Origin of the sequence: Caulobacter sp. Root1472, assembly GCF_001426985.1 — a bacterium.
Classification (GTDB): Bacteria; Pseudomonadota; Alphaproteobacteria; order Caulobacterales; family Caulobacteraceae; genus Caulobacter; species Caulobacter rhizosphaerae.
In genome coordinates, this window is record NZ_LMFX01000022.1 from 17,775 (window position 1) to 34,659 (window position 16,885).

Sequence of the window (16,885 nt, forward strand, 5' to 3'; positions counted from 1 at the left end):
GACCTTCGAACAGGAGGGTCATGCATGGACATCGGCGCGAGCAGCGGAACAGCGGCGGCCTACCGGTCCTTCACGGGCGAAGGCCTTCTGCTGACCGCGCAGCCCTTCGACAGGGCCGGAACCGCGATACTGGCGGCCGTCAAGGACCAGGTGTTCAAGGCTTTCGACGCCGACCAGGATGGCAAGGTCTCAGCGCAGGAGATCGCCAAGCTCGGCAATAACGACCCGGGCAAGCTTGCCGACAAGCAGGCCGTGGCCTCCGCGTTCGATCGCAATGGCGACGGCGCGCTGGATTCCGGCGAGTTCGGCGCCTCCAGGCTCCTCGACGGCAAGAACCTCAAGGCCCTGCTCGGGGTGCAGGACGAGGCGGGCGTCGCCGACTGGCTGATCGCTCGGGCCGATACCGACGGTGACGGGACCTTGTCCACTGACGAGTATGCCGGCGTGGCCTCGCCCAGCATCCGCTCCAGCCGGATCGGCGCAGATGGCCAGAGCGCTTGGGACTCAATCGAACAGGTCAACGCCGAGATGTTCGGCGGGACGGACGCGGATCGGGACGGCCGACTGTCGGCGGCGGAGCTTGCGGCCAAGCTCGAAGCCGCTCCCCAGATCTTCCGTTTCGGCGACGGCAGCCAAGCGATCGACGTCCTGGCCGCGCGCCATGACGATGACGGCGATGGCGTCCTTTCGGCCGACGAACTGACGTCGGCGGCCAAGTCCCGAAATCTCGATCCGACCGCCGTCAGCGACCTGATCAAGTCGGCCGACCGCGACAGCGATATGAAACTCTCCGCCGACGAACTGCGCGCCGCCAGCCAACGGCGACCGCCAGCGTTCCGGCCGGACCAGATCGGTGAGCTTCCTGCTCCGCCCTCGAACAGCCAGGCGCTGCTGGCGCGCCTGCTGGGCTCGACCCTGCGGAGCCTGAGCGACCAATTAACCTCGGAGTTGGGCGGCGCCTTGAACCGTAAGGCCTAGGCCCCGCGAGCCACGAACCAGCCGTTGCGGAAGCCCTGATCGGCCTTGCCGTAGGTGAAGGTCTCGCCCTCCGGCGTGGTGAAGCGACCGCCCGCGGCGACGAGGATGGCGTGGCCGGCGGCGGTGTCCCACTCCATGGTCGGCCCGTGGCGCGGATAGATGTCGGCCGCGCCCTCGGCGATGCGCACCAGCTTGATCGAGCTGTCCATCGGGGCGCGCAGGGAAAAGCCGTACTGGGCCGCCAGTTCGGCCGCCCGCTCTTCCTTCATCGTGTGGCTGACCAGGGCTAGGGCCTGGCCTTCCGGCCACGCCCGCGCCCGGACCCGGGTCTCGGCGCCGCCGGGACTCTCTCGCTTGAGCACCCCTTCGGCGCTGGTGAACCAGACCTCGCCCGTCGCCGGGGCGCAGATGGCGCCGGCCACCGGCGCGCCGTTGTCGATCAGGCCGATATTGACCGTGAAGTTGGGATCGCCGCGCACGAAGGCCTTGGTGCCGTCGACCGGGTCGACCAGGAAGAAGCGCGGGCCGATGGCGTCGGGCGTCCCGAACTCGGAGGCGTGCTCCTCCGAGATCGCCGGGATCTCCGGGAAACACTCGGCCAGCCGCGCCAGGATCAGGCGCTCCCCGGCCCTGTCGGCCTCGGTGACCGGGCTCTCGTCGGCCTTGCGGACCACGTCCAGCTCGGTGCGCCAGAACGGCAGGATGACTTCGGCGGCCGCCTCGACGATCGTCGCCAGCTCGCGGCCGTAGTCCGCCGGGTTCGTATGGGCCATTCAGCTTCCTCGGGGATCGTCGCCGACGAACACCAGGGCGACGCGCGTGGCGTCGACCGTCTGCTTGCCAGCGTCTTCGAAATTGACCGTCACGCGATGGCCGATCACCGACTGCACCTGGCCCAGGCCCCAATCGGGCTGGTCGGGATGGCGCACGAGGACGCCCGGCTCGAGAAACGGATCCATGACGCGCTCCTGATAGGCCGCCAGCAGCGTTTGCCAAAGTCCCAAATCACGCCAAAGATCGCGCCATGACCGACGAAGCCGCATCCGCGCCGCAGGCCGCCGCGCCCGAATTGAACGCCCCAAAGGTCGATATCGGAGGCCCCGACTTCGCCGCCCTCCTGGCCGCGCGCCTCTGCCACGACTTCATCAGCCCGGCCAGCGCCATCGTCTCGGGCCTGGACCTGCTGGAGGATCCCTCCGCCCAGGACATGCGCGATGACGCCATGAGCCTGATCTCGTCCAGCGCCCGCAAGCTGGCCGACCTGCTGCAGTTCACACGGGTCGCGTTCGGCGCCTCCGCCTCGGCCGAGAACTTCGACTCGCGAGAGCTAGAGAAGCTGGCCCAGGGCGTGTTCGCCCATGTGCGTCCGACCCTCGAATGGGCGATCCCGCCCTCGACCATGAACAAGGCCACCGCGCGCGCCATCCTCAACATCGCCCAGATCGCCGCCAGCGCCCTGCCGGCTGGCGGCAAGGCGACGCTGCGGGCCGTGGTCGCCGACGACCGGGTGGCGATCACCGCCGACGCCGCCGGCCCACGCGCCCGTCTCCGGCCGGAAGTTCTGGCTGGCCTGAAGGGCGAGGCCCTGGCCGAGGGCCTGGGCGGTCCCTGGGTGCAGGCGGCCTATCTGAACGCCCTCGTCCGCGCGGCTGGCGGCCAGGTCGGGGTCGAGCTGGGCGAGGACCAGGTCGTCCTGGCCGCCTGGGTCCCCGCCTGAGTCTTTCCAGGCATAAACCTTCGAAGAACGCGATCGCCGTCACCGGTCCTTAACTCCCTCCGCCGCAAGCTGGCGGGGTTGGATTGGAGCGTGCCGTGAAGACCTGTCTCGTCGTCGACGATAGCCGGGTGATCCGCAAAGTCGCCCGGCGCGTCCTGGAAGACATAGGCTTCGAGATCGCCGAGGCCGCCGACGGCATGGAAGCCCTGGCTTGGTGCCGGGCGGCGATGCCCGACGCCGTGCTCCTGGACTGGAACATGCCGGTCATGAACGGGATCGAGTTCCTGCGCCATCTGCGCCAGGAGCCAGGCGGCCAGGGGCCGACCGTGGTCTTCTGCACCGTCGAGAACCGGATCGAGGCCATCCGCGAGGCGCTGGACGCCGGCGCGGACGAATACATCATGAAGCCGTTCGACGGCGACATCATCGCGGCGAAGTTCGCCGAGGCGGGCCTGCTGTGACGCCCGAGGACATGGAGCTGCTGGCCGCCCTGGCCCGCCAACGCGCCGGCCTGCGCATCGAGAGCGACAAGGCCTATCTGGTCGAAAGCCGGCTCAATCCCCTGGCCCGCCGGGAAGGCTTCGAGTCGATCGAGGCGATGATCGCCGCCCTGCGCGCCCATCGCGAGGACCGGCTGATCTGGGCCGTGGTCGAGGCCCTGACCCTGAACGAGACCGCGTTCTTCCGTGATCGCGAGGTCTTCGCCCACCTGCGCGACGAACTGCTGCCCAGCCTGTCCAGGCTGGGTCGGGACCGTCCGATCCGGATCTGGAGCGCGGCCTGCTCGACCGGCCAGGAGGTCTATTCCCTGGCGATGACCGCCGCCGAGGGACGCGACATCGCCCCCAGCGCCCGGTTCGAATTCTTCGGCTCGGATCTTTCGGACCGCTGCCTGGAGAAGGCCCAGAGCGGGCTCTACACGCAGTTCGAGGTCCAGCGCGGCCTGCCGATCCGGCTGCTGGTCAAGCATTTCGAAAACCAGGACGAGATGTGGGCGATCACCCCGCGCATCCGTCAGGCGGTGCGCTGGCGGCGGATCAACCTGCTGGCCGACCTGTCGTCGATGGGTCGGTTCGATGTCATCCTGCTGCGCAACGTCCTGCCGGGCCTGGACCCGGCCGTGCACGGCCGGGTCATCGAAAGCCTCGCCGCTCGCCTGGAAGACGACGGCGTGCTGCTGGTCGGCAGCGGAGAATCCCTGGAGGGCGTCACCAGCGCCGTGCAGGCGATCGCGGGACCCTCAGGCCTGTTCACCCGCGCCGCGGCCTGAGCCGTCGCGTTCCACTAGGCCTCGGCGACGCTCAACCTCTTGCCGCGCCAGAACGCCAGTAGGCGCCGCCAGGGCGTGACCGTCTCGCGCTCCGGCAGCGCCCTGAGCAGCTTACGATAGAGGGTCTGGATCGGTCCCGGCGCCGTCAGCACCTCCGAGAGGTCCAGCGCCTCGATCATCGCCACCGCTTCCTTGCGGTAGTCGACCGGCAGCCTGCCGGCGTGCGGCGGGGGCGTGCGGCAGTCGGCGAAGTCTAGTTTCACCCCGGTCAGCACCTCGATCGCCGTGGCCATGGTGCGGGCGTATTCGGGATCGCCGCCCAGCCGGTCGACGTCGATCACCAGGTCGGCGCGCGGCAGGGCCGCCACATAGGACAGCACATAGACCGCCAGGAACGCGGCGAACGACATCCGGGCGGGGGCCCGCTTCAGCCGCTTGCGAGTCGCGTGGATGCGGTCGGCCAGATCGCCCTTTCCGGCCTGCAGGCCGAGCCGCCGGGCCGCCGCTTCGCCGCCCGCCGCCTCGGACAGGATCACGTATTGGCAGAGCTCGAAATAGGTCGGCCGGGGCCGTTTGCGCAGCGAGTAGAACGATCGCCACTGCTGCACCGGATCGCGGATCAGCACGATATGAGTGCCGCCGAACCGCCGCCGCAGCCAGCAGATCCGGCCCAGCGTCCGGCAGCAGGCCAGCAGCGGCGTTCGCCCTTCACGCCGCGCCGCCGCGATCAACGTTTCGACATAGGCGGCTTGGCCTGGGTCCTCCTGGTCGGCGGTCAGGAAATATTCGTCCAGCGCCAAGCGCGTCTCGAAGCCGTGGACGCCGCCATCCGGCCGCAGCAAGCCGGCGAATTCCGACAGGTAGGGCAAGCCCTCGTTTGGGTGGCGCAGGCCGCTGGTAGCCGGCCGTTCGCGCTCGATCCGTTCCGGCGTCAGCCCTGCCAGTTGCTCGTGCCACGGCTCGTAATAGGCCGTCACCGTGGGGACGGCCCGGAAGCGGTGCCAAACATAGGTGCTGGAACACCGCCAGCCGCTATGGACGAAGATCGGCGCGGACGAGGAACGCGGCAATTGGAGATCACACCCGTGGGACAGACGACCACAGGCTGAAGGGCCAGCTTGGCTTGCCGATATCGGTTCAGGTCAAGTTTAGGGGAGATTTGTAACCCGGACGCCACAACTGGGCTGGCTTGTCACCAACCCTGGCCATGAGTCGCCAGATCGACTCGAAATTGCATGGCCGAAACGAAAGCGGGTCTGATGATCGGCACCATGAAGAAGCCCGCCGATCCAGGATCGGCGGGCTCGTTCAGGACCGTGTCTTTGGATTTTGGCCAGGAACTACTTGGCGTCCTTGGCGGTGTCGCTGACGGCGGCGCCCGCCGACGAGACGTCCTTGCCGGCGCCCTCGACGGTGTTACAGGCGGCGACGGTGAGGCTCGCGGCGATCGCGGCCAGAATGATGAGCTTGCGCATGGGTCTTCTCCGGTGATCGCCCGAATGGGCGTCCAAGGTATTGCCCCTCTTGAACGTGGGGCTCCCGCCTAGGTTCCGGCGGCGGCGGGCTCTGCCGGCGGCGCTTCCGGAGTCGGGAACACCAGGCGCACCAGCAGGCCGCCGGCCGGCGAGGTGTCGAACAGTAGCTTGCCGCGCAGTTGCCGGGCGAAGGCGGTCATCAGGGTTCGGCCGACACCCTCCACCGGCCCCTTGGGCGCGCCCGGGCCGTCGTCGCCGATCGCCAGCTCCGCCTCCTCGCCGCGGACGAAGAAGTCGACGGTGAGCGTGCCGCCGCGTTCGGCCAGGGCGTGCTTCTGGGCGTTGGTGATGGCTTCGACCGCGAACAGCGCCAGGGGCGCCAGGCGGTCCGGGTCGATGACCAGCGGATCGGCGTGGACCTCGGTGCGGATCGCCCCGCCGCTCGACATGTCCCCGGCCAGCAGCAGGGCGGTCAGTTCCTCCAGGAACGGCCGCAGGTCCACCCGCTTGAGGTCGGGGCCTTGATAGAGCGCGCGGTAGATCTGGGCCAGGGCGGTGATCCGTTGGCGGGTGTCGTTCAGGGCGGTGCGCGCGGCGGGATCGGTCAGGGCGCGCTGCTGCATGTTCAGCAGGCTGGAGATGATCTGCAGGTTGTTCTTCACCCGATGGTGAATCTCGCGCATCAGCGCGTCCTTCTCGCCCAGGCTGTCGCGCAGGGAGGCGTCACGGGCGACGATGCCGGCGGCCATGTCGTCCAGGGTGGCGGCCAGCTCGCGAATCTCGGGCGGCGCGCGCTCGGCCTGCAGGGGCCGCACGGTGAACCGGCCCCGGGCGTAGATGGCCGCGACCCGCCGCAGATAGACGATCCAGCGGATCACCGCCTGCTCGGTGGCGTAGAGCACCGCCGCCAGGGCCAGGACGAAGGCCAGCAGCGGCGCCAGCAGGCGCAGCATCGGGTTCAGCCAGGCCCACGAGGCCAGGCCCGGGGCCTTGGCCGACAGGATCACGAACACCTCCTGCCCGACCAAAGGCGCGGCCGAAAAGTCCCGCGGACGGTCGTCGGCGTCGCGACCCGACCACAGCGCCGAGCCGCTCCTGAGGGTCTGGTCCCGCCAGGCCGTGGACGGCGTTCCGAAGGCTCGCCGGTTGGTGGCCGCGAACACATGGCCTTCGGAATCGGCCAGGGCCACCTCCGCCCCGCCCGGCAGATAGCGGTTGGCGGTCTCGGGCTGGATGGTCGACAGGGTGAGCACGGCGGCCATGGCCCCGTCGAAGCGGCCATCGCGCTTTTCGGCTCGAACCGCGGTCAGGACGGCGGGCTCGTCGGCGTAGGTCACGCCGGGGATGCTGGCCACCACCATGTGCGACCCGGCGGCGAGACGCTGGAACCACCGCCGATTGGCCCGCATGGCGTCGGGCGGCGTCGTGGCGGCCGCGCACGACACCCGGCCATAGGCGTCGAACCGGATCAGATTGGCGTAGCCGGGCAGGCGCTGCTTCACCGTGTCCAGGCGCTGGGTGCATTCCAGCCCGACGGAACCCGGTCCGAGGGTCTGGAGCAGGACGCCGGCGGCTTCGATGCGGGCGCGGGCGATCGCGGCGCTTCGGCCGGCCGCCAGTTCCAGGCTCTGGCGGCGCGAATCGGCCTCCGCCTTGAACGCGAAGACCGATTGCAGCACGCCGAGGATCAGAACCGGCAATAGGGCGAGAAACAATGCGCCGGCAAGCCGGACCCGAATGGACCCGACCGCTCCGGCTCCTCGCCTGGGGAGGGGCTTCACCGCAGGGTGCTCAGTCTCTCCGCGTCGGCCAGGATGGCGTACATGGCGTCGCCGGCGGCGGCGCCGTCGCGGTCATAGGCGCCGGCCTCGAGGATCGCCTGCAGGGCTCGCCGCGCCCGGCTGACCCGGCTCTTCACCGTACCCACGGCGCAGCCGCAGATCTCGGCGGCCTCTTCGTAGGCGAAACCGCCGGCTCCGACCAGGATCAGGGCTTCGCGCTGTTCCGGCGGCAACATGGACAGGCTGAGCCGAAGTTCGTCGAGGGCGACCGGCGCCTCGGGGTCGTCCACCGCCACCAGGGTGCGTTCGGCCGCCTCCTGGTCGAGCTGGCTCTGACGCCAGGACCGGCGCTTCTCGGAATAGAACTGGTTGCGCAGGATCATGAAGGTCCAGGCCTTCATGTTGGTGCCGAGCTGGAAACTGGCGCGGGCGTCCCAGGCCTTCATCATGGCGTCCTGCGCCAGATCGTCCGCCGCAGTCGGGTCGCCGGTCAGCGTACGGGCGAAGGCGCGAAGATGCGGAATCAGCGTGACGAGCTCCTTCTTGAAGGTCTCGTCACGGGCCGGATCGAACGGTGACCGGCCAACTTGCGTTTCGCTCATGCTCAACGCTCTCCCGAAGGCGTTTCGGCCTTGCGCAGGATGTCCAGAAACTCGTCGGGCACCGGTTCGTTCACCACTTCGTCGAACATCTGACGAAGCTTGACGCCAATAGCCTGCTGGCGAAGCCGCGCCTCGTCGAGCGCGGCCGCCCCTTTGCGGTGATCTTCCATGGGTACGTGTTCGATCATGTCCTCGACGCCGACAAGACGTGGCGCCCGCCCCCTTTGGCCGAATGAGTGTACGCCGGATGACAACGTCGGATTCCCTATGGGGTTCCACAAGCTTGAGCATATGATGGCAAAATTGTTATCGCGCCGGAAGCCGCCATGGAACCGGCGTCCAAGGGTCGCGTTTATGTTCGGATAGCCAAACGGCGTAGCTTTGCCGCACCGCAGGCTTTTTTTGTATCCGAAGACACTCACACGGGAGGGGTCATGAGTCTTCTTGCCCGGCTGGCGCCGCACTTGCCTTACGTTCGTCGCTATGCCCGCGCGCTGACCGGCGACCAGACCACTGGCGACCACTATGTTCGCGTCGCCCTCGAAGCCCTGGCCGCTGGCGAACGATCGCTGGATGTCAACTTGTCGCCGCGGGTCGCGCTGTATCGCGTGTTCCATGCGATCTGGTTGTCTTCGGGCGCTCAGTTGGAGGCTCGGCGCGATGATGTCGCCAACGCAGCCGACGACGCTTCGCAGCGCCTGATGCGGATCGCGCCGCGGTCGCGCCAGGCCTTCCTGCTTACCGCTCTCGAGGGCTTCACCCCCACGGAAGCCTCGCAGATCCTGGATTGTGATTTCGCCGAGGTCGAGCGGCTGATCGCCGAAGCCCAGGCCGAAATCGACGCCGAACTCGCTACCGAGGTCCTGATCATCGAGGATGAGCCCGTGATCGCGGCCGACATCGAAGCGCTCGTCAAGGAACTGGGTCACGACGTGATCGACATCGCCGCCACCCGCGGCGAGGCGGTCGATGCGGTGACGCGCCGTACACCCGGACTGGTGCTCGCCGACATCCAGCTGGCCGACGGCTCGTCTGGCATCGACGCCGTCAAGGACATCCTGGCCCGCCTGGACGTGCCGGTGATCTTCATCACCGCCTTCCCTGAGCGACTGCTGACCGGCGAACGCCCAGAGCCGACGTTCCTGATCACCAAGCCCTTCCAGCCGGAGACGGTCAAGGCGGCGATCGGCCAAGCGCTGTTCTTCCACCCGCGCCGGACGCAGAAGGCGGCCTGATCCCGCCCCTTGCCGAACTCAGGTGCGAAACGACAAGGCCCCGGTTTTCACCGGGGCCTTTTTCTTGAACGCGACATCGGGGCCGTGACGTCAGGCTAGCTGGAGGGCGTTTGCTTCACCGGCGCCTGACCGGTGGAATAATGCTCGGCTTCCTGAGTGGTCGTCGCGCCGCGCGTGTGCTCGACCCGGGCGATATCGCCCGAGCGCAACCCCCAGGCCCCGAACAGCGCCGCGGCGGCCAGCACGGTTGAGATAACCAGCACCCAGAAGACATGCTTGCCCCAGCGACCTTGGCGAGCGCGGGTTGCGTTGACGGCGGGATGAGGGTGTTCGAGGTCGGCGGGCATCTCATAGCCTCCTTAGCGGGCGGCGGAATAGACTCCCGAGCCGGACTTCACCGGGCCGCTGGGAGCGAGGTTGTCGTTGAAGTGCTGGAGAACGCCCGCTGACGCCGCTATGGCGACGATTACCGCCAAGGCCATCATCCGATTGCGCTGGACTCTCCGCCGACGCGTTCGCGCGCTGTCGAAGATCGGTCCACCATGCTCGGCTTGATAGGTGCGGATCACGAACGTTGCTCCCCTGTGCGAGGCCAAGGTGGCCTTCGGGAAATCAACGTGTCGTTCTCCGCGCCGTTCCCTCCGGCCTCTCCGAGGTCGCGGGGACCGGCCGCGAAAATAATCGCGGCATGGGCGAAAAAAGTTTCGGGCGGCGGGAACCGCTCTCGGGGCGCGACGTTTTTGAATTGCGGAGGCGGCGACGCCCCCCCGACTTGAGGCTGGTGAAAGCCAGCCTGCCGCCTCCGCACCCTATCCCTTGTAAGGCCTTTCGGCGGACCCCATCGGATCCGCCTTTTTCATGCGCGCTTGCGGAAAATCTCCGCTAGCGCAACTTTCCGTCCAGATCAAAACGGATGTCGGCCTGCCGCCGCAGGGGCCGGTTCTCGCCGTCGTTGGTCATGGCGCCGGCGTCACCCGCAGCCCCGACATCGAAAGCTACGTTGCTGTAGCCCATCTTGTCCAAGGCCCGCGTCACGACCTCGGCGCGCTGCTTGGACAGCGCCAGGTTGGCGTCGGGAGCGCCGACCGCGTCGGCCAGGCCCACGACCCTCACCGAGGCGACCTTGCAGCCCGTGGCCAGGGCGTCGGCGCCCTTCAGCACCGAGCGCGCCTCGTCGGTTAGCTGGGCCGAGCGGCTTTCGAAATAGATCTGGACTGAGAAGTCTTCGCAGCTCGGAGCCATCTGCACGATCTGGGACCGCGACTTGGGTCCGGGATGGCTCACGCATCCCGCCACCAGCCCCCCCAGGACCGCCACGCCGATTATCGCCCGTCCGATCGTCTTCATCTTGCCCTCTCTGACGCCACGGCGCGCAAAAGGCGGCCGACGCGCGCCGACCGCCTTTACGAGGGTTCGGCCTGGCCCGACTTAACGGGGGCTGCCGTCTTCCCAGTAGTAACGACCGCTACGCGAGTCGTAGTAGTAATACCGTCCGGCGCGCTCGTCATAGTATTGACGGCGATTGACGTTGGTGGCGCCGCAACCGCCGTCCTCGCGGCAGCCCTTCACGGCCCCGACGGTGCCGCCCAGGGCCGCGCCAACCGCCGCGCCCGTAGTGGCGCTGCCGCCGCCGACATTGTTGCCGACGATCGCGCCCGCCAGGGCTCCCAGGGCCGCGCCGCCGGCGGCGTTGCGTTCGGTGTTGCCGGTGGCGGTGCAAGCGCTGGCCAGCACGCCGACGCCCAAGAGGGCGATCAAGGTCTTGTTCATCGTGGCTCTCCGTTCGAGCTTGTCCCACGCTGCAAACGAGCCGCGCGGCTCAACGGTTCCGGGAACCCCAGCCAAGCGCCGCCGTTTGTGGTCTCGAACCTTCCTTGCGCATTCGCGCTCCCTGGAATCCTGCATGCGTGTGGAAGTCGTCACCAACATCGCTTCCGGTTCGGTGGGCCGGGAGGCTCCGGCCCAGGCCGAGGCCATCCTGGCCGAACACGGAGTCACCGGACGAGTCCACGCCCCCGGCGAAGGCGAGCTGACCGCCTGCCTGCGCGACGCCCTCGACTCCCGGCCCGACGCCCTGCTGGTGGTGGCCGGCGACGGCACCGCCCGGGCGGCCGCGGAGATGGCCGGCCCCGACGGTCCCATGATCGCACCCTTGCCGGGCGGCACCATGAACATGCTGCCCCACGCCCTGTACGGCGCCATCCCCTGGCCAGAGGCCATGGCCAACTGCCTGAAGAGCGGCCAGGAACGGATGATCTCCGGCGGCGAGATCAACGGCCGGCTGTTCTTCGTCGCCGCCATCCTGGGCAGTCCCGCCCTGTGGGCCGAGGCTCGCGAGGCGGCGCGGGCGGGGCGAGCCGACCTGGCGCTGCTGCGCGCCCGCCGGGCCATGCGCCGCGCCTTCTCCAGCCGGCTGCGCTACGTGCTGGACGGCCGCCCCAAGGGCAAGACCGAGGCCCTCAGCCTGCTCTGCCCCCTGGTCTCGGCCGATCTGCACGCTGACGAGCAGGCCCTGGAGGCCGCCGCCCTGGATCCGGCCGGGGCGCTGGACATCTTCCGCCTTGGGGTCAACACCGTGACCGGCAACTGGCGCAACGACCCGTCGGTGATCGTCGGCCGCTGCCGGATCGGCAAGGTCTGGGCCGGGGGGCGGATCCCGGCCATCCTCGATGGCGAGCCGGTGCGGCTGGACGACGCCGTCGCCATCCGCTTCCGCCCCAAGGCTTTCCGCGCCCTGGTTCCCGCCCCATGAGACCGCTCAAGCTGGTCCAGGTGTCCGACATCCATTTCGGTGGCGAGCACAAGGCCGCCGTCGAGGCGGCGGTCGAGCGCATCCACGCCGAACGACCCGACCTTGTGATCGCCGCCGGCGACCTGACCAAGGACGGCAAGGTCGAGGAGTTCGACGCCGCCCAGGCCTGGCTGGACCGCCTGCCGGGCCCGCGACTGGTCACGCCGGGCAATCACGACACGCCGTTCGCGGGTCCTCGCGAGATCCTGACCCGGCTGGTCGCGCCTTGGCGGCGGTATGAGGACCGGTTCGGTGAGCGGATGAACAGCGACTGGGACGACCCGCGGGCCACCGTCGTCACCCTCAACTCGGCCCGCGCCTTCCAGTTGCGGCTGAACTGGTCGAAGGGCGCGGTCTCACGCCGCCAGGTCCGCGAGGTCTGCGCCGACCTGAAGGGCGCCGCCCCCGGGGCCTTGAAGATCGTGGTCTGCCACCATCCGCTGATCGAGATGCTCGGCGGGCCGATGACCGCCCGGGTGCATGGCGGCACGGCGGCCGCCCAGGCCTTCTCCCACGCCGGGGTGGACCTGGTCCTGACCGGCCACATCCACGCGCCGTTCGTGCATCCCTATCCGTTCTCGGACGGCTGCACCCAGGCGGTCGGCTCGGGGACGCTGTCGGTGCGCGAGCGGGGCGTGCCGCCCAGCTTCAACCTGATCGAGGTTGACGATGTCGACATCCGCATCACGGCCCTGGCCTTCGAGCGCACCCAGTTCGTGACCTTCCGGACCTGGTCGGTTCCGCGGCGCTGCGTACCCAAGGGCCCAAACGAAAGCGGCGCGACCGAGGTCGCGCCGCTGCAGGTCTAGACAGCCGAGGCTGGTTAGGCCGGCTCGGGATAGGTCCAGGCCGCGCCCTGGCCCTTGGCCGCGGCGAACTGGGCGTCGGCGAACGTCCAGTTGGGCAGGACGTCGAACCAGGCTTCCAGGAAGCCCTTCCGGTTGTTCTGGTGGTCCAGGTAGTAGGCGTGCTCCCACAGGTCGCAGACCAACAGCGGGGTGACGCCGGGCTTGGTCAGGGTGTCGTCGGCGTCGTGGGTCGAGAGCACCACCAGCTTGCCCTCCTGCACGGCCAGCCACACCCAGCCCGAGCCGAAATGGCCGACGCCCTCGGCGACGAACTTTTCCTTCAGGCCCGCCAGGTCGCCGAACGCCTCGTTGATGGCGGCCGTCAGCTCGGCCGACGGCGCGGCCTTGTCGGCGCTCATGCAGTCCCAGAAGAACGCGTGGTTCCAGGCCTGGGCGGCGTTGTTGAACACCTTGCCGGGGCCGGCTTCGCGGATCACCGCTTCCAGCGGACGCTTGTCGCCTTCCGGCAGCAGGCCGTTCAGCGCGTTCACATAGGCCGCGTGGTGCTTGTCATGGTGGAAATGAAGCGTGTTGGCCGAGATGGTCGGCTCCAGGGCTTCATAGGCGTAGGGCAGGTCGGGGAGTTTGAACATGATCGCTCCAGGGCAAAACGCCCCCGGAAGATGGGCCGGGAGGCCCAGAAAACCAGAGGCGGGAAAGGCTCGTCTTGTCGATTGTCGCTAGCGCGGCGGCGGTTTCTGCGAATCCAGCAGCGCCTTGGCGACGATCGCAGCCAGCGCGGGGTTGCGGAAGGCGATGATCCCCGCCGCCAGGCCGGCGCCGACGGTGAGGATCGGCCGATCCTTGACCATCTCGATGGCCTTTTCGGCGAAGGCGAAAGCGTCCGGCGCAGGTGCGGGTCGGGCCTTTTCCTCGGCCTTGAGCGCGGCCAGCAGTCCGGCCAGCCCGACGATGGCGGCGGCGACCGCGGCGACCACCGCCGCCGCGCCGGCGGCGCCGAGATGGGGCTGCAGCACCGCGAACAGCGCGAAGGCCGCGGCGAACACGCTCACGGCAGCGGCCGCGGCGATCGCCGCGGCCGCTGCCAGCGTCGTCAGGGTCTTGCCAAAGATCACTTGTCGCGGCCGCCGCGGTTTCCGGCCAGCAGCAGGCCCAGCAGGACGCCGACGCCGAGGCCGGCGAGGGTGGCCGTGATCGGCCGCTCGCGGACCCGCTCGCTGACATAGCGGCCAGCCTCGTCGACCGATTGGCCGGCGGTGTCGGTATAGGTGCGGGTCTGGGCGCGCAGGGTCTCGAGACCCTGGGTCAGGGAGGCTTCGATGCGCTTGGCGGCGTCGGCCAGGTTGGCCTTGGCCGCGGCGGCGGCCTCGCCGAAGTTGCCGCGGGCGGCGCTGGCCGCCTCGCCGAAGCTGCGCTCGGCATGGTCAAGAGCCGCGCCGGCGTTCGACGAGGCCTTGTTGGCTTCCTTCAGGGCGGGATTGAGGGCGTTATCGGGCATGATGATCTCCGGTTCGCGGCTCGACTTTACGGGGGGCGGGCAGCTGCAAAGCTGCGCCCGCACAACGCGAAGCCGAGGCGACGAGTTCCATTGTAGCCTCAAGGTTTGAGCTTCACCACAGGGGATCTTCGGCGCGGGGCGGCGGGCGTCGCCTTTATCGATCTCGCGCGTCAGGCGAACCCGGTCTATGGTCGAATCATGGACGATGCGGGCGCAACGCTGGCGGACGATCACGAGGCGCGACGGCTGCGCGCCCTCGACGCCCTTCACGCCTTTGACGGCGACCCGGCCGACCCCCGGTTCGATCGAATCGTGCGCCTGGCCTCGCGGCTGTTCGGCGCGCCGCGGGCGGCGATCCGCCTGGTCGGCAAGGACCGCGTCTGGCTGAAGGCCAAGGTCGGTTTCGGTCATATCGAGGAGCCGCGTCCCGCCGGCTTGGCCGAACGGATGCGCGAAAGCGGCGTGGTGGCCCATCCCGACCTCGCCGCCGATCCCGACCAGACCCTGCGCCCCTGGTGCGCCGACAGCCGCTTTTTCGCCTGCGCGCCCCTTAAGACCGCTTCGGGCGAGATCGTCGGCCTGCTGACCGTCGAGGATCCCGCGCCCCGGGAGGCCGTCGAACCCGGCCTGGCCGACGCCTTGGCCGACCTGGCCGCCCTGGCGATGGAAGAGCTGCTGCACGACGCCGAGACCGCCCGCAACGTCGCCGAGCGGGCGCTGGACAGCGAACGGATCGCCCTGGCCCTGCACGCCGCCAACCTGGGCGAGTTCGTCTGGGACATGGCGACCGACACGGTGCGGGTCAGCGCCCGGATGGCGTCGATCACCGAAGTCCCCGAGGGCGTGGCGCCGGCCGAACGCGGCGAGGCGCTGTACGGCTTCATCCATCCCGACGACCGCGAGATGGTCCGCGAGGAGGTCGAGGCTCAGCTGAAGGCCCAGGGCCGCTACGAGGTCGAGTTCCGCCGCGTGTCGTCCGATCCCCACCGGGTGATCTGGAACCGCGTGGCCGGGCTGCTGGTCCGCGACGCCGACGACAGGCCGTTGCGGCTGATCGGCGTGGTCCAGGACGTTACCGCCCGCAAGGACGCCGACGACCAGCGCGAGAACCTGCTGACCGAGCTGGACCACCGGATCAAGAACATCCTGGCCGCCGTGCAGTCCGTGGCCGGCCAGTCGGCCCGCAAGGCCTCGTCCCTGGATGGTTTCCTTAAGGCGTTCAACGGCCGGCTGAAGGCGATGAGCTCGGCCCACGACCTGCTCAGCGCCGCCCGCTGGCGCGGCGCCACCCTGGCGCGGATCGCGGCGGCCGAGCTGGGCGGGCTGGCTCCGAACCAGACGCGCTGGGACGGGCCGGAGCTGTTCCTGACGCCGCGCGCGGCGGCCGCCCTGTCGCTGACCCTGCACGAACTGGCGGTCAACGCCGTCAAGTACGGGTCGCTGTCGGTCGAGAGCGGCCGGGTCGAGGTGGTCTGGCGCGTGGCGCCCGGCGGCGGCTTCAATCTGGAATGGCTGGAGACCGGCGGGCCGATGACCTCGCCGCCGGAGGTGCGCGGCTTCGGCATGACCCTGATCGAGGACGTGGTCGGCCGCGAGCTGGGCGGGCGGGCCACCGTCGAATACAAGCGCAGCGGCGTGACGGCGATGATCCACGCCGCTCCCGACGCCCTGGTCGACGAGCCCGAGCCCGACGAGCCGGCCGCCGCGCCGGACCAGCGCATCGTCGAGACGGTGGGCGGCGGCGACGACACCTTCAGGGCCGGCGATATCGCGGGCCTGAAGGTGCTGATCGTCGAGGACTCGCTGCTGCTGGCCATGGAGCTGGAGGCGGGGCTGGAGGATTCCGGCGTCGAGGTGGTGGGCTGCGCGGCGGAACTGCCCGAGGCGCTGCAGATGCTGGAGCTGACGTTCGACGCCGCCGTCCTGGACGCCGACCTCAACGGCCAGTCGGTGGCCCCGGTCGCCGAGGTGCTGCGCCGCGAGGGCCGCCCGTTCGTGTTCGCCACCGGCTACGCCGACAAGGCCGCTCCGATGGGCTTCGACGCCCCGATCGTCCGCAAGCCCTACAACGTCCACCAGATCGCCCGGGCCCTGGCCTCGGTGACGGGGCGGTAGGGGCTCCCATCACTTTCGGACCGCTTTTCGAAGATCCTCCCCCTGTGGGGGAGGCGATCGCGCAGCGATCGGTGGGGGGAGTTTTGGGATCGAAGATCCGGGTTGTGGCCATCTGCCGATTACTCCCCCCTCCGTCGGCTTCGCCGACACCTCCCCCACAGGGGGAGGATGTGATGGGCACGGCTTGGCCGCCTCACGCGATCTCCCGCTGAAGGTATGGAAAGGGACGCGGAGCGCCGGACATCGTCCGGAGGTCTTTGATAAATACCGTTTCGACGAAGCCGATCGCTCCGCGCGCTCGTTATCCGCCAGCGTCCGGTGGGCAGCCCTGTTGAGGCTTAGCCGGACCCGGTCTCGATCCCTTTNGTCCCCGTTCGACGCCGACGGCGGGCGGGCTTCCCAACGATGGAAGGCCCCGGACACGCTGGAGTAACCCCCTCCAGCCCAGTCCCGCTCGATCGCCCCCGCCGCCGCATCGGTCGCTGGCCATGCGCCCTTTCCATGCAACGAGGTGGGGTCAGGATAAGGGAGGTTTGAAGGGTGAGGACAGATTGGGGTCGAGAAAGTTCAGGGCGTTGATTTTGCTCGTGTCTGTCGCCGATAGGCCAAGGATA

22 protein-coding genes are annotated in these 16,885 nt (G+C 69.1%); 8 read left to right on the forward strand and 14 right to left on the reverse strand.

Translation table 11 applies throughout. The features are described from left to right. Positions 1 to 24 precede the first annotated feature (24 nt). On the forward strand, positions 25 to 978 hold the full coding sequence (locus ASD47_RS14760; RefSeq protein ID WP_056757980.1) for an EF-hand domain-containing protein: 954 nt from the start codon (positions 25 to 27) through the stop codon (positions 976 to 978). On the opposite strand, the gene cysQ is transcribed toward ASD47_RS14760, so the two are convergent. Together cysQ and ASD47_RS14770 are read right to left on the reverse strand one after the other, a co-directional pair. Then, entirely contained in the window at positions 975 to 1,751 is a 777-nt protein-coding gene (gene cysQ, locus ASD47_RS14765) for a 3'(2'),5'-bisphosphate nucleotidase CysQ (protein WP_056757982.1), read from the reverse strand. The genes ASD47_RS14760 and cysQ overlap by 4 nt on opposite strands. Then, positions 1,752 to 1,937: a DUF3553 domain-containing protein gene (locus ASD47_RS14770; protein WP_028040112.1), complete on the reverse strand. Its 186-nt coding sequence runs from the start codon at positions 1,935 to 1,937 to the stop codon at positions 1,752 to 1,754. A gap of 65 nt (positions 1,938 to 2,002) precedes the next feature. Between ASD47_RS14770 and chpT the strand changes: the two genes are divergently transcribed. The 3 genes from chpT to ASD47_RS14785 all read left to right on the forward strand — a co-directional run bounded on the left by chpT (position 2,003) and on the right by ASD47_RS14785 (position 3,965). Further along, entirely contained in the window at positions 2,003 to 2,695 is a 693-nt protein-coding gene (gene chpT / locus ASD47_RS14775) for a histidine phosphotransferase ChpT (RefSeq protein WP_056757985.1), read from the forward strand. An 83-nt stretch (positions 2,696 to 2,778) separates the two neighbouring features. Then, positions 2,779 to 3,156 carry a response regulator gene (locus ASD47_RS14780; protein WP_162251648.1) on the forward strand — a complete coding sequence of 126 codons (378 nt, stop codon included), beginning with the start codon at positions 2,779 to 2,781 and terminating at the stop codon, positions 3,154 to 3,156. Further along, entirely contained in the window at positions 3,153 to 3,965 is an 813-nt protein-coding gene (locus ASD47_RS14785; protein WP_056757991.1) for a protein-glutamate O-methyltransferase CheR, read from the forward strand. Before ASD47_RS14780 ends, ASD47_RS14785 begins: the two co-directional genes overlap by 4 nt. Before the next feature lie 14 nt (positions 3,966 to 3,979). Here ASD47_RS14785 and ASD47_RS14790 read toward each other — a convergent pair whose 3' ends face one another. The 5 genes from ASD47_RS14790 to ASD47_RS14810 all read right to left on the reverse strand — a co-directional run bounded on the left by ASD47_RS14790 (position 3,980) and on the right by ASD47_RS14810 (position 8,011). Next, a complete protein-coding gene (locus ASD47_RS14790) occupies positions 3,980 to 5,035 on the reverse strand; it encodes a hypothetical protein (protein WP_056757994.1) in 1,056 nt (351 codons plus the stop codon). A 270-nt stretch (positions 5,036 to 5,305) separates the two neighbouring features. Beyond that, entirely contained in the window at positions 5,306 to 5,440 is a 135-nt protein-coding gene (locus tag ASD47_RS14795) for an entericidin A/B family lipoprotein (protein ID WP_056757999.1), read from the reverse strand. A 68-nt stretch (positions 5,441 to 5,508) separates the two neighbouring features. Continuing rightward, positions 5,509 to 7,221: a sensor histidine kinase gene (locus ASD47_RS14800; protein ID WP_056758001.1), complete on the reverse strand. Its 1,713-nt coding sequence runs from the start codon at positions 7,219 to 7,221 to the stop codon at positions 5,509 to 5,511. Beyond that, on the reverse strand, positions 7,218 to 7,823 hold the full coding sequence (locus tag ASD47_RS14805; protein ID WP_056758004.1) for a sigma-70 family RNA polymerase sigma factor: 606 nt from the start codon (positions 7,821 to 7,823) through the stop codon (positions 7,218 to 7,220). The genes ASD47_RS14800 and ASD47_RS14805 overlap by 4 nt, the downstream gene beginning before the upstream one ends. Before the next feature lie 2 nt (positions 7,824 to 7,825). Beyond that, entirely contained in the window at positions 7,826 to 8,011 is a 186-nt protein-coding gene (locus tag ASD47_RS14810; protein WP_028040104.1) for a NepR family anti-sigma factor, read from the reverse strand. 246 nt (positions 8,012 to 8,257) lie between these two features. Between ASD47_RS14810 and ASD47_RS14815 the strand changes: the two genes are divergently transcribed. Then, entirely contained in the window at positions 8,258 to 9,058 is an 801-nt protein-coding gene (locus ASD47_RS14815; RefSeq protein ID WP_056758006.1) for a response regulator, read from the forward strand. A gap of 95 nt (positions 9,059 to 9,153) precedes the next feature. On the opposite strand, the gene ASD47_RS14820 is transcribed toward ASD47_RS14815, so the two are convergent. From ASD47_RS14820 to ASD47_RS14835, 4 genes are all read right to left on the reverse strand, one after another. Next, on the reverse strand, positions 9,154 to 9,405 hold the full coding sequence (locus ASD47_RS14820) for a hypothetical protein (RefSeq protein ID WP_056758011.1): 252 nt from the start codon (positions 9,403 to 9,405) through the stop codon (positions 9,154 to 9,156). 12 nt (positions 9,406 to 9,417) lie between these two features. Continuing rightward, on the reverse strand, positions 9,418 to 9,627 hold the full coding sequence (locus ASD47_RS14825; protein WP_230983736.1) for a hypothetical protein: 210 nt from the start codon (positions 9,625 to 9,627) through the stop codon (positions 9,418 to 9,420). 313 nt (positions 9,628 to 9,940) lie between these two features. Continuing rightward, the gene (locus ASD47_RS14830) at positions 9,941 to 10,405 is read right to left on the reverse strand and encodes an OmpA family protein (protein WP_056758016.1); all 465 of its coding nucleotides are present in this window, start codon (positions 10,403 to 10,405) and stop codon (positions 9,941 to 9,943) included. 81 nt (positions 10,406 to 10,486) lie between these two features. Next, positions 10,487 to 10,828, reverse strand: coding sequence for a glycine zipper domain-containing protein (locus ASD47_RS14835; protein WP_028040099.1), 342 nt, complete (start codon positions 10,826 to 10,828; stop codon positions 10,487 to 10,489). 133 nt (positions 10,829 to 10,961) lie between these two features. On the opposite strand from ASD47_RS14835, the gene ASD47_RS14840 reads away from it, so the two are divergent. Continuing rightward, the gene (locus tag ASD47_RS14840; RefSeq protein ID WP_056758019.1) at positions 10,962 to 11,810 is read left to right on the forward strand and encodes a diacylglycerol kinase family protein; all 849 of its coding nucleotides are present in this window, start codon (positions 10,962 to 10,964) and stop codon (positions 11,808 to 11,810) included. After that, entirely contained in the window at positions 11,807 to 12,658 is an 852-nt protein-coding gene (locus ASD47_RS14845; RefSeq protein WP_056758021.1) for a metallophosphoesterase, read from the forward strand. Before ASD47_RS14840 ends, ASD47_RS14845 begins: the two co-directional genes overlap by 4 nt. 14 nt (positions 12,659 to 12,672) lie before the next feature. Here ASD47_RS14845 and ASD47_RS14850 read toward each other — a convergent pair whose 3' ends face one another. The 3 genes from ASD47_RS14850 to ASD47_RS14860 form a co-directional block, all read right to left on the reverse strand. Further along, on the reverse strand, positions 12,673 to 13,290 hold the full coding sequence (locus tag ASD47_RS14850) for a superoxide dismutase (protein ID WP_056758024.1): 618 nt from the start codon (positions 13,288 to 13,290) through the stop codon (positions 12,673 to 12,675). Positions 13,291 to 13,377: 87 nt separating this feature from the next. Further along, positions 13,378 to 13,773, reverse strand: a complete 396-nt coding sequence (locus ASD47_RS14855) for a hypothetical protein (RefSeq protein ID WP_028040095.1) — start codon at positions 13,771 to 13,773, stop codon at positions 13,378 to 13,380. Further along, positions 13,770 to 14,156, reverse strand: coding sequence for a hypothetical protein (locus ASD47_RS14860; RefSeq protein ID WP_056758028.1), 387 nt, complete (start codon positions 14,154 to 14,156; stop codon positions 13,770 to 13,772). Before ASD47_RS14860 ends, ASD47_RS14855 begins: the two co-directional genes overlap by 4 nt. A 198-nt stretch (positions 14,157 to 14,354) precedes the next feature. Between ASD47_RS14860 and ASD47_RS14865 the strand changes: the two genes are divergently transcribed. After that, positions 14,355 to 16,271, forward strand: coding sequence for an HWE histidine kinase domain-containing protein (locus tag ASD47_RS14865; RefSeq protein ID WP_056758030.1), 1,917 nt, complete (start codon positions 14,355 to 14,357; stop codon positions 16,269 to 16,271). Positions 16,272 to 16,885 lie beyond the last annotated feature (614 nt).

What these genes read in the sequence shown, in the direction of transcription:
- ASD47_RS14835 (WP_028040099.1), bottom strand. Translation starts at nt 10,828, where the DNA reads ATGAACAAGACCTTGATCGCCCTCTTGGGCGTCGGCGTGCTGGCCAGC.
- ASD47_RS14760 (WP_056757980.1), top strand. Translation starts at nt 25, where the DNA reads ATGGACATCGGCGCGAGCAGCGGAACAGCGGCGGCCTACCGGTCCTTC.
- ASD47_RS14820 (WP_056758011.1), bottom strand. Translation starts at nt 9,405, where the DNA reads ATGCCCGCCGACCTCGAACACCCTCATCCCGCCGTCAACGCAACCCGC.
- ASD47_RS14850 (WP_056758024.1), bottom strand. Translation starts at nt 13,290, where the DNA reads ATGTTCAAACTCCCCGACCTGCCCTACGCCTATGAAGCCCTGGAGCCG.
- ASD47_RS14810 (WP_028040104.1), bottom strand. Translation starts at nt 8,011, where the DNA reads ATGATCGAACACGTACCCATGGAAGATCACCGCAAAGGGGCGGCCGCG.
- ASD47_RS14840 (WP_056758019.1), top strand. Translation starts at nt 10,962, where the DNA reads ATGCGTGTGGAAGTCGTCACCAACATCGCTTCCGGTTCGGTGGGCCGG.
- ASD47_RS14815 (WP_056758006.1), top strand. Translation starts at nt 8,258, where the DNA reads ATGAGTCTTCTTGCCCGGCTGGCGCCGCACTTGCCTTACGTTCGTCGC.
- ASD47_RS14795 (WP_056757999.1), bottom strand. Translation starts at nt 5,440, where the DNA reads ATGCGCAAGCTCATCATTCTGGCCGCGATCGCCGCGAGCCTCACCGTC.
- ASD47_RS14845 (WP_056758021.1), top strand. Translation starts at nt 11,807, where the DNA reads ATGAGACCGCTCAAGCTGGTCCAGGTGTCCGACATCCATTTCGGTGGC.
- ASD47_RS14860 (WP_056758028.1), bottom strand. Translation starts at nt 14,156, where the DNA reads ATGCCCGATAACGCCCTCAATCCCGCCCTGAAGGAAGCCAACAAGGCC.
- ASD47_RS14770 (WP_028040112.1), bottom strand. Translation starts at nt 1,937, where the DNA reads ATGGATCCGTTTCTCGAGCCGGGCGTCCTCGTGCGCCATCCCGACCAG.
- chpT (WP_056757985.1), top strand. Translation starts at nt 2,003, where the DNA reads ATGACCGACGAAGCCGCATCCGCGCCGCAGGCCGCCGCGCCCGAATTG.
- ASD47_RS14805 (WP_056758004.1), bottom strand. Translation starts at nt 7,823, where the DNA reads ATGAGCGAAACGCAAGTTGGCCGGTCACCGTTCGATCCGGCCCGTGAC.
- cysQ (WP_056757982.1), bottom strand. Translation starts at nt 1,751, where the DNA reads ATGGCCCATACGAACCCGGCGGACTACGGCCGCGAGCTGGCGACGATC.
- ASD47_RS14830 (WP_056758016.1), bottom strand. Translation starts at nt 10,405, where the DNA reads ATGAAGACGATCGGACGGGCGATAATCGGCGTGGCGGTCCTGGGGGGG.
- ASD47_RS14865 (WP_056758030.1), top strand. Translation starts at nt 14,355, where the DNA reads ATGGACGATGCGGGCGCAACGCTGGCGGACGATCACGAGGCGCGACGG.